The organism is Arhodomonas aquaeolei DSM 8974 (assembly GCF_000374645.1).
GTDB lineage: Bacteria > Pseudomonadota > Gammaproteobacteria > Nitrococcales > Nitrococcaceae > Arhodomonas > Arhodomonas aquaeolei.
Window position 1 is genome coordinate 121,505 of record NZ_KB894804.1, and the last position, 13,687, is coordinate 135,191.

Consider the following 13,687-nt stretch of genomic DNA (forward strand, 5'->3'; position numbering starts at 1 on the left):
GGCCGCCGCTGCCGGCCGTTCAGGGGGAGACAACGAACAGGCCACAGGCCAACTGCCAAAGGCGTAGCGGAGGAGAGAGATTATGAGCACCACCGACGCAGGGTTCCTGTCGAAGGAACGCATCACCGCGCCACGCAATTTCAACCGATGGCTGATACCACCTGCCGCCCTGGCGGTGCACCTGTCCATCGGCCAGGTCTATGCACTGAGCGTGTTCAACCTGCCGTTGACCCGGGTTCTCGGCGTCACCGAGCAGACACCGGCGGACTGGCGCCTCACCAGCCTCGGATGGATATTCAGCATCGCCATTCTGGTGCTCGGCCTGGCGGCGGCCTTCGGCGGCCATTGGGTTGAGCGGGTCGGCCCGCGCAAGGCCATGGCGGTGAGCGCCGTGACCTTCGGCGGCGGCTTCCTGGTCTCGGCGCTTGGCGTGCAGACCCACCAGCTGTGGTTGCTGTACCTCGGTTACGGCGTACTCGGCGGCATCGGTCTCGGTTTCGGTTATGTCTCGCCGGTCTCGACATTGCTCAAGTGGTTCCCGGATCGGCGTGGCCTGGCCACTGGCATGGCGATCATGGGCTTCGGCGGCGGCGCGATGCTCGCCTCACCCATGTCCGTGGCACTGATGGACTACTTCTCCACGCCGGAGTCGGTCGGCGTGGCGGGGGCGTTCGTGGTCCTCGGCATTGTCTACTTCATCGCCATCGGATTCGGCGCGCTGATCGTGCGGGTACCGCCGGAGGGCTGGAAGCCCGAGGGCTGGGACGGTCAGGTCGCTGGCGGCTCCGGCAAGGCGAGCCTGGTTACCGACGGCCACGTACACATCAACCAGGCGATGAGGACCCCGCAGTTCTACCTGATGTGGGCGGCGCTGTTCCTCAACGTCACCGCCGGCATCGGCGTGCTCGGACAGGCCTCGGCGATGAGCCAGGAGATGTTCCCCGGCGTGATCACCGCGGGTGCGGCGGCGGGCTTCGTGGGCATGCTCAGCCTGTTCAACATGGCGGGCCGGTTCTTCTGGGCGTCGCTGTCCGACCGCATCGGCCGCAAGACCACCTTCAGTACGTTCTTCATCCTCGGCATGGTGCTGTTCGCGCTGGTGCCGCAGACGGGGAATCTCGGTGCGGTGACGCTGTTCGTGATCGGCTACATGGTGATCATCAGCATGTACGGCGGCGGCTTCTCCACGATCCCCGCCTACCTCGCCGATGTGTTCGGCACCCGGTTCGTGGGCGGCATCCATGGCCGGATCCTCACCGCTTGGTCGGCGGCGGGTGTGGTCGGCCCGACGCTGGTTAACTATATCCGCCAGTACCAGATCGACCAGGGCGTGGCCAAGGCAGACGCCTACACCATCACCATGTACATCATGGCGGCGCTGCTGTTCGCCGGCCTGCTGTGCAATCTTAAGATCCGCCAAATAGCCGACCACCACCTCATAGACGAGGAGGCCGAACCCGTTCGTCCGGTCCGTGGTGGCCCGACGGTTGCGGCGGATGCCCAGAACTGAATAAATCCCCGGAGGAGGACTACCCATGGCCAACGGCAATGGTGAACACCGTGTACAGCTGACCGTCACCTGGTTGGTCGTGCTGATTCCGCTCGTCATCGGGGTTGTCTCGACCCTGTCCAAGGCGGTCAAGCTGTTCTGAACCGCCGCACACCCGGCGGGGCGGCGGTGCCGCCCCCCGGGGCGCCCTCATCAACAAGGCACGCACAGGCGCCACCGGCGCCCGGAGGGGCCGACCAGGGTATCCATGGACATCCGACAGCTCGAATACCTCGCCGCACTGGCCCAGGAGAAGCACTTCACCCGCGCCGCGGCGCGGTGCAACGTCACCCAGCCCACGCTCTCGGGGCGGATCCGCCAGCTCGAGCAGGAGCTCGGTGTGCCCATCGTCGAGCGCGGTCAGCGCTACCACGGCCTCACCGCCGAGGGACAGCGGGTGCTCAAGTGGGCCCAGGTGATCCTGGAATACCGCTCGTCGATGATGCAGGATCTCAGCGAGCTCAAGGGTGGGCTGAGCGGACGCCTGGTGCTGGGGGTCATCCCGTCGGCGCTGCCCATGGCGACCTCGGTGACCCGCGTGGTGCGCCGCGAGCACCCGAGCGTGTCCTTTACCGTGCACTCGGCGACCTCCAACGAAATCCTGCGCGATGTCCAGGAGTTCCATATCGATGCCGGTATCACCTATCTGGACAACGAGCCCGTGGAACGCGTGGAAACCCTGCCGCTGTACATGGAGCGCTATTGCCTGTTCCTGCCCAAACACCATGCCTGGGCGGGCAGGGAGCAGGTGACCTGGGCGGAGGCCGCGCAACTACCGCTGTGCCTGCTCACCCCGGACATGCAAAACCGCCGCATCATCGCCAAGGCGTTCCGCAGCGTGGACTGCAATCCGGAGGCGGAGATCGAGACCGATTCCGTGGTCCATCTCTGGGCCCAGGTCCGTTTCTCCGGCTGGGCCAGCGTGATGCCGGAATACTTCAGTGAGCTGTTCGGCAGCGACAGCGGTATCCGCGGCATCCCGCTGCACGAGCCGGATGTCGAGTACGCGGTAGGTCTCGTGGCGCTCGCCAGGGAGCCGCTCTCGCCGACCATCCATGCCCTGTTCGAGGCCTGCCGGGCCAACGAGCTGCTGCCGCTGGGGGAACCGGTGGAGCCGGTGGAGCCGGCGGGTTCCGGCGGCCTGCCCGTGGGGGAGTGACTGCCGGGGGTGCGTGGCGGGCCTGGCCGTGACCTTCCGGTAGGTCGTTCACCCGGGATCTACCCGGAAGACCGGTGGTGCGAGTCAGACCACTCCGCCAGGAGGCCCGGGTGAACGACCTCGTGTGCTGATCCTGCTCCCGGGTAGGGAATGGAATGTCGGGTAGATCGAGCACCACGGGCGTGCGACATTCCGGGCCGGTCCCGGCGGCGTCGCACACGGCCTGCGGCCGTGTGCGACCTACCCGCCCGGGATCCAGTCCGTGACGATGTCGGCTCTCGGGTGTGGCCGACCCTGTATATCCCGGGATCGAGGGGGTAAACGGTTAGCCGCCGAACGGTACGCGCAGCGTCAGGCGTATATCCCGCCCGGGAGAGAGGGCGTAGCCCTTGTAGGTGTCCAGGAAGGCGCGATAGTCCTCGTTGAGCAGGTTGCTCACGCTCAGGTCCAGGTGGATCACCCGGTTGCCGACGCGTGGCGAGAAGCCGGCGCTCATACCGACCAGCGTGTAGCTGTCCGTGGAGGCGCTGCCGAACGGGGCGTCGTCGAACTGCGAGAAGGGCTCGCCCGGGGCCGCGTCCTTGCTCGCATAGTGGCGGACGGTGACCGCGGCGTGCGGATTACGCAGCCAGCCCCGGCTCGCCGGCGTGAAACGGGCGCCGACGCTGAGGTTGTCCGCCGGGAGCAGCGGCAGGTCATCGCCGTTGTCGTCACGCTCGCCGTCCACCATCTCGGCGACCGCGGTGAGTGTCAGCCACGGGGCCAGCGTTTTCTCCACGCTGAGCTCGACGCCATGGAGTGTCGCATCCGCCTGCTCGTAACGGAGCACCGGCAGGCCGCCGTGGGTGCCGCCGGTATCCTGGAGCATGATGTAGTCGTTGATCACGTTGCGGTAGACGGTCGCTGTGGCCCTCAGTCCCGGGGACTGCCAGCGCAGCGAGAGGTCCGTGTTCAGCGAGGTCTCCTCGTCCAGGTCCGGATTGCCCGCCTGGTAGGCGGCCACGCCCCCGTGCTGGCCGGCGACGTAGAGCTCGAACAGCGACGGTGCCCGGAACCCGCGCTCCACGTTGGCGGCGAGCGAGAGCCTGTCGGTCATGCTGAGGACCCCGCCGAGCGAACCGGTGGCGACGCCGTAGCTGTTTTCCTCGGCATTGCGGACGCTTGCCGACGGCGCGCGTGTCCGGGAGGCGCGGGCCTCCGTGGTGTGGTGGTCATAGCGCACCCCGCTCTGCAGCAGCAGCGGGCCAAGGCGTTTCTCCTCGAAGGCGAATACCGCCGCGTTGTGCACGTTGCCGCCCGGCGAGAGCTGCGTGCTCCCGCGTGACTCCTGGGTCCTGTAGCGGTATTCCACGCCCACCGTGCCCCCGTCCAGTCCGGCAATGGCGCCGTGTTCGCCCTCCAGGCGGGCCGTGTACTGGTCGAACTCGATATCGATGGTGTGATCGAATCCGGCGGAACGCGGATAGCCTGCCGCGTTGGAGCGGCGCTCGTTGTTCTGCCAGAGCAGCCTGGGCTTCCAGGTGATGTTGCCGATACGGGTGCGCCCGGAGAGGCTGAGCTGTTCGTCGTCGATGTACTGGCCGATCCCCTCGGCGCCCGCTGACGGGGGCTTGATGCCGGCCGGCGGCGGCAGCAGGAAATTGTGCTCGTCGTTCCAGCGCGTGTAGCGCAGCCGCCACTCGCCGCCGCGGTCGTCACGTACGCCCACGGCGATATCGCCGGCCGCCTGTTCGAAGTCGGTGTAGTCGAGATCGCCGGTGTAGGCCGGCGCATCCTGGTGCTCCGGGCTCGGCGGCGGCGGGAAGTAGGTCCTCTCGTCGGGGGTTTCGATGTTGCCCGCGTCCCGCCGGATGACGCCCACGGAGATGCCGAACCGGCCGTTGCCGGCGCCGGCGCGCAGGCCCGTGTCCCACTGGCCGTTATTGCTGTAGTAGCGGGTCATCGCCTCGCCGTGGAAGTCGGTGTCGTAGTCGATTTCACGGGGGATCAGGTTGACTGCACCGCCGAGGGCGCTGGAGCCGTAGAGCACGCTGGAGGCGCCGCGAACGACCTCGACACGCTCGAGCAGGAATGGATCGTAGCCCGGCATGTGACGTACGCCGTACTGCTGGTGATCCAGTCCGACGCCGTTGGACAGCATCCGGATGCGTTCCCCCGACAGCCCGCGGATGACCGGCTTGCCGGCGCTGTTGCCGGTGGCGATGTTCTCCACGCCCGGCAGGTCCGCCAGCGCTTCCCCCAGGTTGGCGTCGCCGTCCGCCACGATCGAATCGGACGTGACGACGTCCAGGCTCGCGGCCTGTTCCGACAGCGCCCCCGGCACCGGGGTGCCGGTGACCGTGAGGGGATCCAGCGCCAGTGCGGTGGCGCCTGCCTCCGCCGCCGTGCCCGGCAGCGGCGCGCAGGCGGCCAGTGTCACGGTCGCAATCGCATGGTTTACGGGTTTGCGCAACGGTAACGGCATGTCGCCTCCTTTTACGTTATATCGTATCGATAGTGGTTTTTTTGCCGCTTTGTCAGGCTTGGCGCGGGAGCGCGTCCAGGCACAGCAGGACGCGTGTCCGGCCGCTGCCCCGTAGTGGCGGCGATCGGTGAACCAGTCCGTTTCCCTCGTTCCCGGGGAAACGCTCGCCCTTCATGATGGCGACGTCCGGCGCTGACAGGCGCCGCGGGGTGTGCGTACGGCAGATCGCCCCGTTCGACGCCCCCGCATAGAGCGCGCTGCGCGCGACCTCGTCGTTGCCCAGCCACTCCGTGCCCGGGCCCCGGTAGGTGCACACCAGGCGCAGGCCGACCTGGTCCACGTGGAAGCGGCGGCAGCCGTCGCCGGTGCTTGTCTCGAGACGCAGCGCCATGGCGTCCGTATCGATCAGCCCGGAGAACAGCCGGGCGAGCAGGGCGATGTCCTCGATCCAGTGCGGACAGGCACCGGGGTCGAGTCCGTGCGCCGCGAGCACCCGGGCGACCTCGCCATGACAGCCCGTCGTACTGATGCGTCGGCGTACGTCCGGAAGGTCGCCGGGGGCGAGGGGCGCGAGCTCGTCGTGGAGTGCCGCCGGCACCTGGCGGTGCCAGATGCACATGTTGACATCAGGGTCCCGTACGGCCGCGAGGTCCGAGGCGTCCATGGCGGTTACGTGAGGCCGGCGCGGCGCGTGCTTCGCTGGCGGGGCGATAGCGGCGGTCAGTGGTGTCATCGGTGAAGTGCCCGTTATGATTTAAATATGTTATATCATAACAATATCGGTCCGGTTAAGCGTCGGGACATGGCGGCGGGAGCCGGGGCGCGTGGCCGCCCGGCGGGCTCGTGCGCCCGAGGGCGGCGACTATGTGACCGCGGGCCCCGCGGTGACCCGTGTCTCAGGCGATGGCGATCGGGCGCAGCATGGAGCCGGTCGCGCCCTCGATGCGGGGTGGCAGGGCGATGAACAGGAACTCGTATACCCCGGCGGCGGCGAGCTCCTCGAGGTAGACGTTCTCCATGATGTAGATGCCGGCCTCGATCAGCAGCCGCTGGTGCACCGGGTGGGGATTGCCGGGCTCAATGGAGGGCACGACCTCGCAGGACTCGGTGTCCACGCCCACCGCGGTCACGCCGAGGTCGGCGGCCATGTCCGCGATGGCACGGGTTATACCCGATCCCTGGGTCTCCGCCATGCGCTGCTGATCCGGCCACACCGACATCTGTCCCGTGCGGACGAGGACGACGTCCCCCCGTTCGGGCGGGGCGGTGTCCTGCCGCGCCATGGCACCCTCGAACTCGTCCAGCGAGACCGGGTGCGACCGGCCGAGACGGTCGACGCCCAGGTAACCGGCGACGTCGGCGAGCACCGCGCGGGTGACGATGGGCGGCAGGGTGGAGGCGTCGTGGTCGGTCGGCCCGAAGTCCCCGAGCGCGTCGGCGGCGCTGGAGCCGCCGTGCCAGTGGTCATCCGCGCCGCAGGTGATATGGGCGAGGGCGTCGATGTGGGCGCCGGAGTGACAGGTCGCCACCAGCATTTCCGAGACGATGCCGATGTTCTCGCGGTTGACCTCCGGCGCGAGCCAGTCCTGGTCCTGGCGGATACGCAGGCCCTTCGGGGTGCGGTAGGTGACCACCTGGAACGGCGGGTGGCCCGCCCACATGGGCATGCCCGGGAAGCGTCCCGGGTCCAGGTCGAAGACCCGCCCCAGGGACGGGGCGCGGAGGTCGCCGAGCAGCTTGGCCGGCTCCGGGTGGCTGTCCGTGTTCATAGGGGCTCCGGGCGGTTCCGTCCCGCGGGGACGGGCGTGAAGGTGTCGCCGCCCGGGCGGTGTGCGCCGGGCGGTCCGGAACGGGGGCCGGGATCAGGTGATCCGGCGGATGCTCTCGCGGATGGCCTCCGGCTCGAAGACCTGCTTCCAGTCGTCGCGGATGATCGCCGGCTTGCCGTTCTCGATGGCCTTGTTGGCGGCATCCGAGAACACCCCGTCGATCTCCTCGAAGAGCACGGCCAGCTCGATGTTGGCATGACCGAGAACGAAGTCCCGGGCCGCCTCCCGGGAGACGCCGCGGGCGACGCACTCGTCCAGGGCCTCGCGCAGGGTGGCGAACAGCGTGGCGGCCACGGTCTCGGAGAGCCCCGGCTCCAGGATCGCCATGTGCTCGACGCTCACGCGGTGGGAGCGGTTCACCGGCGCGTAGATGGTGCGCGCGATCTCCTCGCCCAGCGCCCAGCTCTCCTCGGGGCCCTGCATGAGCGCGGAGACGATGTTCTGCTTGGCGGCGAGGCCGCCGAAGAAGTCCCGCTGCGCCTCCTCGGTGGGCTCGTAGTTGAAGATCGAGGGGTGGCAGGGGTGGGTGACGAAGTAGACGAGATCGTCGCGCTCCGGCAGGTGCCCGGCGAACGGTGCGGCGGCGTCCAGTGTCACCACCATCGTGCCCGCGGCGAGCTTGTCGTCGATGGCGTGGGAGACCTTGCCGATCAGGGTGTCCGGTACGGCCAGGATCACGGCGTCGGTACCGGCCAGGGCCTCGTCGACGTCCATGCAGTCCACGCCGAGATCGGCCTTCAGCCGTTCGCGGGCCTGCGGGCTGTTCTCCACGTGGCGCGTCTCGAACTCGGAGCTCTTGAGGTTCCGGCTGAGCCGGTAGCCCATCTTGCCGCCGGCGCCGATGAGGGTGATTGCCGTCATGGGAAACTCCTCCAGGGATTCGTTGTGGGTCGGTGATGGATCGTTCAGGCGTGGCCGGCCCGAACGTGTTCGAAGTACGGTGGCTGCCCGACCTGACCGCCCTTGAGCGCGATCTGCAGGCCGTTCAGGTCCGGGTCGTCGGCGTGGACGGTGCACAGCGGTGAGCCGGGGGCGATGGGGGCGAGCGTCGTCAGTGCATACGCCCCCATTTCGTTCATGGCGTGGCCGGAGGTGTCGCCGCCGGCGACGACGGCACGGCGCACTCCGGTGCGCCGGAGCGTCTCGGTGAGCAGGCGGCCCTGGGCCCGGCCGAGCCGGTGCGAGAAGCCCTCGGGATCGTCGTTGAACAGGGCCCGGGTGCGCTCGTCCGGTGCCCCCAGCGAGGAGAAGGCGATGACGCTGCGCCCCTGATCCAGCGCGGCGCTGCAGTGCCCGATGGCCTGCTCGAGGGCGGCTTCGCCGGTCTGCGGCGACAGCAGCGCCGCCGGGTCCAGCGTGTAGCCCTCGAACCCGTTCTCCAGGGCCCACCGGATCTGCCCGGCGGTGACCGGCGAGCAGCTGCCGGAGACCACCATGACCCGGTCGCTCTGCGCCGCGGCGTCGGCCCGGGGCGCCGGCAGCGGGACCGCGCCGCTGTCCCGCCAGTGGGCGATGAGGGCGTACTCGACGCCCGAGGAGCCGACGCAGAAGCGGCTGTCCGGTCCGTCGGTGACGTCCCGCCAGAGCAGCTCGCCGGTCCGGCGCTGGGTGACGTCGTCGAGGACGTCGTAGAGCAGCACGCCGGCGTCGCCGTCGAGCAGCGCCCGGTGCCGGGCGGGGTAGTCCTCCGACCAGAGGGCGAGCACGTCCATCAGGGCGATGGATTTGTCCGTCTGCCGGGCCAGGTGCCGGCGCAGGTCGCCCTCGGTCATGGGGGTGACCGGGTGGCAGCGCATGGTCGGGTGGCGGTCGATGCGGTAGGTCTCGCCGTCGACGGTGGCGAAGAGGTTGCCGAACGCCTGGTAGCGGCGCAGCACCGGCGCGCCCACGACCACCGGTGTCTGGCGCGTGCCGAGGACACGGGCGCCGATGTCGACGGCACGGCCGACGCTGCCGATCTCCGGCGCGCTGTCGAAGGTCGAGCAGATCTTGTAGTGCACCAGTGGGGCACCGAGCGCGCGCAGGTCCGTGAATATCCCGGGCAGGTGCTCGTCCATCCAGGCGGGGGACTTGCCCCGGCTGATGCCGGCGATGCCGACGGCGCGGGCCTCCGGGAACCTCGCCAGCTCCGCGGCCGTCGGCCGCCGCAGGAACAGGACCGTGGGCACGCCGTTGACGCTGAGCGCCTCCATGACATCGGTGGAGCCGGTGAAGTCGTCGCCGTAGTAGGCGATCAGTGGTGCCTCGGTCATCGCGCGAACGTCTCCAGGGCCCGGGCCAGGGCCGGGTGTTCCCTGGCGTAGTCGGCGAGGGGAACGCCGGCGGTCGCCGCCTCCCAGCCCTCGCGGACGCTGCGCACCCCGGCGGCGACGCCGTCCGGGTGGCCGACGATGCCGCCACCGCAGCAGTAGATGAGGTCGCTGCTGCCGAGCGCCGCGTAGGTGTCCGGCGCCTGCCAGGCGGACTGGCCGGAGGAGAACACCGGCATCGCCAGGCAGGCGGGCCGGGGGGTGTCGAACAGCGGGCTCAGGCAGGTGCGGGCGGAGGCGATCACGCTGTCGTCCGGCTCGCAGAACTTGTTGCGCAATCCGTTGACGTGCATGTGATCGGCACCGGCCAGACGCCAGAGCTTCTGCCAGGCGACGTAGCTGATGCCGACCGCCGGGGAGCGTGAGTACAGCCCCCAGCCGTTGCGGTGGGCGTGGATCGGCAGCTCGCTGTGCCGGCGCAGTGCCGTGAGGCCGCTGAGACCGACGCTGTGGAGGCTGACCATGACGCAGTTGCCGCCGAGGTCGCGGACGAGGTCGTGCCGGCGGCGCATCTCGTCGACTTCGCCGGTGAGGTTGAGCGCGTACATCACGCTGCGGCCGGTGCGCGCCTCGTGCTCGCGAATCACCTCGATCACCGCCCGGGCGCGTGCCTCGAAGGGGCAGTGCGGACCGTCCGCCTGGAGCTCGTCGTCCTTGATGAAATCGATGCCCGCGTCCACCAGGGTGCGGGTGGCGGCCGCGGTCTCGTCGGGGGAGAGGCCGACGGACGGCTTGATGATCGTGCCGATCAGGGGCCGGTCGTGGACGTTCACGAGTCGCCGCGTGCCCTCGATGCCGAATGCGGGCCCTGCATACGCGTCGGCGAATGCGCCCGGCAGCTGCACATCGAGCAGGCGCAGGCCGGAGAACTGCTTGAGCTCGAAGAGGTTGCCGGCGATGGTCGCGAGCAGGTTGGGCAGTGACGGCCCCATGTTCGCCAGGGGCCAGGAGAGCGTCACCGTCGCGCGCCGCCAACTCGCCGGTGCGTTGCCCGCCGGCGTGGCGGCCCCGGGCAGCGAGGGGCTGTCCGCCGTTTCCAGCTCGGTGATCGCCTCGACCCTGGCGCCGCTGCGTGCCTTGATCTCGTCGGTCTCGCCGGGGACGGCCAGGAATGTCCCCGACGACTGCTCGCCGGCCATGGCGGCCGCGGCATCCTCCAGCGGGAAGGCGGTCTCGATCCAGTAGGTCGCTTGGATTCTCTCCGGCATCCTGAAGGGCCTCTCCTCGTCGCGGGAACGGCTTTTCGTATCCCGCCTGTCGTTTTTTCGCCCGTCACCACGCCTGCGTGGCGCATGCCGGTCCAGGAGGGCCGGCTAGGCATCACGTCAGGCAATGATTAGCTCATCATACCAGTTCGCGTCAAGAAGCCCATGCTGACGCTATGGGGCGGAGGAAGTCGCATCGCCGGCGTGACGTGGGTGAGTCGCCGGGCCTGCTGCGGGTGTTTGCGGTTAACTTATGTAATCAGCACACATGGTATGATGACCTGCGCGCGCAGGGACGGCGGGCCGATCTCTCCCGTAGCGGACGGGAGCCGGCCATCCTGCTTGAGACGGCGCGGTCCGGTGAACAGGAGCGAGTGGATGAGCACGATCAAGACGACCCCGATTGCCCGCAGGAAGCTCTCCGACGAGGTGCTGGAGCGGCTCGTGGACCTGATCGAGAGTGGCCAGCTCAAGGCCGGCGACCAGATGCCCTCCGAGCGCGAGCTCATGGAGACCTTCAACGTCGGCCGGCCGGCGGTGCGCGAGGCGCTCCAGAGCCTGGCCTCCATGGGCATGATCACCATTCAGCATGGTGAACGGGCACGGGTGACCGCCGTCACCGCGCAGTCGATGATCAACCAGATCGACCGCTCGGCGCGGTATCTGCTCTCGACCTTCCCCAAGAACGTCGATCACCTCAAGGAGGCGCGGCTGTTCTTCGAGGTGGGCATGATCCGTATCGCCGCCGAGCGGGCCGGGCCCGACGACGTCGCCCGGCTGGAGGAGGCGGTCCGCGAGATGGAGCGCAACCTCGGCAAGGGCCGGACGTTCATCGAGGCGGATATGCGCTTTCACCGCATCATCGCCGAGATCCCCGGCAATCCCATCTACGCGGCCGTCTCCCAGGCCATGCTGCAGTGGCTCTCGGAGTTCCATGTGGACATGGTCAGCTTCCCCGGTGCCGAGGACGTGACCCTGAAGGAGCACTACGAGCTCCTCGAGCGGGTCAAGGCGAACGACCCGGACGGCGCCGCCCAGGCGATGACGGACCATCTCACCCGCGCCAGCTCCCTGTACACGGCCCGCGCCCGGGGCGAGCGCTAGACCTCTTCCCCCGGGGCCGTGCCGATGACGCGGAGCACGCCGTAGGGCGGCAGGGTCGCCTCCGGCCCTGCCATTGCGGCGGTGCGGTCCATCCAGTCCCGGGCCTCGCGGGCGCTCGCCGCCACCGTCGCGTCCAGGCGTTGCGCCTCCTTTACGTTGAATCCCTCGATCCGCACCGGGGTGGTCTCCGGCCGGCGGTTCGCGAGCCAGAGCTCCGCGCGGCCATCGGTCCGCGTCCAGGCGACGGCGTCGACGCGCTGCGGGTCCCCGATTGCGGTGCCGAGTCCCCGCGCCCGCGGGGCGCGGGCGAGCCCCCGGAGTACGTGGAACACCGGGTACGGGCCCCGCGCGTCCATCGTCGCAAAGGGGGCGTCCAGCGACGACAGCGCCACCGCGTCGACCCCGGCGGCACGGGCACGGGCGTAGTAGCCGAGGTTCCAGGCTGCGGCGAACTGGGCGGTCTGGCGCGGGTCGTTGCGTGCCATCGGCAGCCGGAGCCGGTCCCGGTTGTCGAAGGTGTGCACGCCGTAGGGGTTGCTCCACATGCCGATCGCGCTCATGCCGACCCGGTACGGCGTCCCCGCCGGCGCCATGGCCCGGGCCGAACGGAACACGTGGGGCAGCGCCTCCAGGGTCTCCATCACCGAGAGGTCGTCCGCGGCATGGACGATCGCGGCCGTGGCGTGGCTCAGGAAGTCGATCCGTGCGCGCGGCGGGCAGCGGTTCAGCTCGGTGAAGTAGGTGAGCATGCCGCCGCCGGCGGCGGCGCGGGGAAACACCTCGCGCACCGCCTCGGTCACGGCGTCCGGTGTCGGTGTCTCCGGCCACCGGCCGTCGGGCTGGTAGCTCCTGAGGTAGGCCGCGGGCAGTGCCAGCACGCCGGAGGGCACCACGCCGAGCGCCTCGAGGGTGTCCGCGAGCCACTGCAGGGCCGCCCGTGGCTCGGCGTCGTCCGGGAGGATCACGCCCAGGTCCAGTGCGGCTCCGACCCCCACGTCGTCCAGCAGCGCGGCGGCGGCGCGCAGGTGGTCCGCCGCCGAGGGACTGCGCAGGTCCACGCGCATGTGCAGGTGGTCCGGCCGGATACCGGCGAGGGTGCGCCGGGCGGTCTCCGAGACCGGTTCCCCGAGGTCGTGGCCCATACCCAGCGCGGGCAGCGCAGAGCGTGCATTGGGGTCCACGTGCACGGGAACCACAGCGCGGTCCCGGCGCGCCGCAGGGGCGTCGCCCGGGGCGGGGCCGTCGATGCGCACGCGTACGCGCTGCACCACCGTGTCGCCCGCCTCGATGCGGTAGGGCGTCGGCCATGCCAGTGGACGGTTGTAGGTCTTGAACGAGGCGTCTGTCCAGTTGCGCTGGTCCTCCATTTCGAAGACGTCGCCTTCGAAGGCGCACTCCACGGTGATCCCGGGTCGGGGCTGGTGGCGGATGGCGGCGATGTCGAAAAAGGGCTGGCCGGGGCTGATCCGGTCCGGGAAACGGCCCTCCTCGTGGCCGCCGTCCGTGTGTACGACGGTGACCGGACCGCCCGCGATGCCCTCGATGGGATGCAGGACCACGAGCCCGCTGCGGCTGGTGGTGAAGCCGCCGGGGGAGCGGAGCCTGGCGGTCACCGTGAGCTCGCGGTCGCGGATCCGGGCCTCGAACGCCGCCTCCAGCGTGCCGGCCCCGGCGGTGGTGGCCTCGAAGCGGAACACCCAGGTGCCGTCGTCGCGGTGCTCGAAGGTGTCCTCGCGCCGGAGCAGGCAGGTGCCCCACTGATCGTCGCGTATCGTCAGCCCGATACCGCGGAGGATCTCGCGCCCGCCGATGCGGATATGCCGGAGCCAGCCGTCATCGACCGTGAGCTCGAATGCGCCGGCCCGGAGGGCCGTGGGGGAAGGCGGGGTGGCATCGGTTCCGAACAGGGCCTCGGCGTCACTGGACTCCATGGCTGCGCTCTCCTCCTGCGCCGGATGCATTGTTGTTGAATTCAGGCTAGAAATAACGTCATCACACCAGTCGGTCAAACGCCTGGCTGGCCGACCGAGCCTTGACGGCCGGGAGATTACTGGTGTAATGAGTGTAC

The 13,687-nt window shown here is 69.5% G+C and carries 11 protein-coding genes; 4 read left to right on the plus strand and 7 right to left on the minus strand.

What is annotated here, in order from left to right:
* The first annotated feature begins 82 nt into the window (after nucleotides 1-82).
* The 3 genes from C516_RS0107400 (at nucleotide 83) to C516_RS18910 (ending at nucleotide 2,708) form a co-directional block, all read left to right on the plus strand.
* Nucleotides 83-1,510 (plus strand): L-lactate MFS transporter, encoded by a 1,428-nt coding sequence (locus C516_RS0107400; RefSeq protein ID WP_018717728.1) that lies wholly within the window; start codon nucleotides 83-85, stop codon nucleotides 1,508-1,510.
* Between the two features lie 25 nt (nucleotides 1,511-1,535).
* A complete protein-coding gene (locus C516_RS21675) occupies nucleotides 1,536-1,652 on the plus strand; it encodes an MFS transporter small subunit (RefSeq protein WP_018717729.1) in 117 nt (38 codons plus the stop codon).
* 105 nt (nucleotides 1,653-1,757) lie between these two features.
* Nucleotides 1,758-2,708 (plus strand): LysR family transcriptional regulator, encoded by a 951-nt coding sequence (locus C516_RS18910; RefSeq protein ID WP_018717730.1) that lies wholly within the window; start codon nucleotides 1,758-1,760, stop codon nucleotides 2,706-2,708.
* Nucleotides 2,709-3,033: 325 nt separating this feature from the next.
* Here C516_RS18910 and C516_RS0107415 read toward each other — a convergent pair whose 3' ends face one another.
* From C516_RS0107415 to C516_RS0107440, 6 genes are all read right to left on the minus strand, one after another.
* Nucleotides 3,034-5,172, minus strand: coding sequence for a TonB-dependent receptor plug domain-containing protein (locus C516_RS0107415; protein WP_018717731.1), 2,139 nt, complete (start codon nucleotides 5,170-5,172; stop codon nucleotides 3,034-3,036).
* 52 nt (nucleotides 5,173-5,224) lie between these two features.
* Complete coding sequence (locus C516_RS18915; RefSeq protein WP_018717732.1) at nucleotides 5,225-5,836, minus strand: DUF1826 domain-containing protein; 612 nt, start codon at nucleotides 5,834-5,836, stop codon at nucleotides 5,225-5,227.
* A 232-nt stretch (nucleotides 5,837-6,068) separates the two neighbouring features.
* On the minus strand, nucleotides 6,069-6,941 hold the full coding sequence (locus C516_RS0107425; RefSeq protein WP_018717733.1) for a cyclase family protein: 873 nt from the start codon (nucleotides 6,939-6,941) through the stop codon (nucleotides 6,069-6,071).
* 93 nt (nucleotides 6,942-7,034) lie between these two features.
* On the minus strand, nucleotides 7,035-7,862 hold the full coding sequence (locus C516_RS0107430) for a phosphogluconate dehydrogenase C-terminal domain-containing protein (protein WP_018717734.1): 828 nt from the start codon (nucleotides 7,860-7,862) through the stop codon (nucleotides 7,035-7,037).
* 44 nt (nucleotides 7,863-7,906) lie between these two features.
* Entirely contained in the window at nucleotides 7,907-9,253 is a 1,347-nt protein-coding gene (locus C516_RS0107435) for a four-carbon acid sugar kinase family protein (protein WP_018717735.1), read from the minus strand.
* Nucleotides 9,250-10,518, minus strand: coding sequence for a ribulose-bisphosphate carboxylase large subunit family protein (locus tag C516_RS0107440; RefSeq protein WP_018717736.1), 1,269 nt, complete (start codon nucleotides 10,516-10,518; stop codon nucleotides 9,250-9,252). Before C516_RS0107440 ends, C516_RS0107435 begins: the two co-directional genes overlap by 4 nt.
* Nucleotides 10,519-10,893: 375 nt before the next feature.
* Between C516_RS0107440 and C516_RS0107445 the strand changes: the two genes are divergently transcribed.
* Nucleotides 10,894-11,619, plus strand: coding sequence for a transcriptional regulator NanR (locus C516_RS0107445; protein WP_018717737.1), 726 nt, complete (start codon nucleotides 10,894-10,896; stop codon nucleotides 11,617-11,619).
* On the opposite strand, the gene C516_RS18920 is transcribed toward C516_RS0107445, so the two are convergent.
* Nucleotides 11,616-13,550, minus strand: a complete 1,935-nt coding sequence (locus tag C516_RS18920) for a D-apionate lactonase family protein (protein ID WP_018717738.1) — start codon at nucleotides 13,548-13,550, stop codon at nucleotides 11,616-11,618. The genes C516_RS0107445 and C516_RS18920 overlap by 4 nt on opposite strands.
* Between the last annotated feature and the right edge of the window lie 137 nt (nucleotides 13,551-13,687).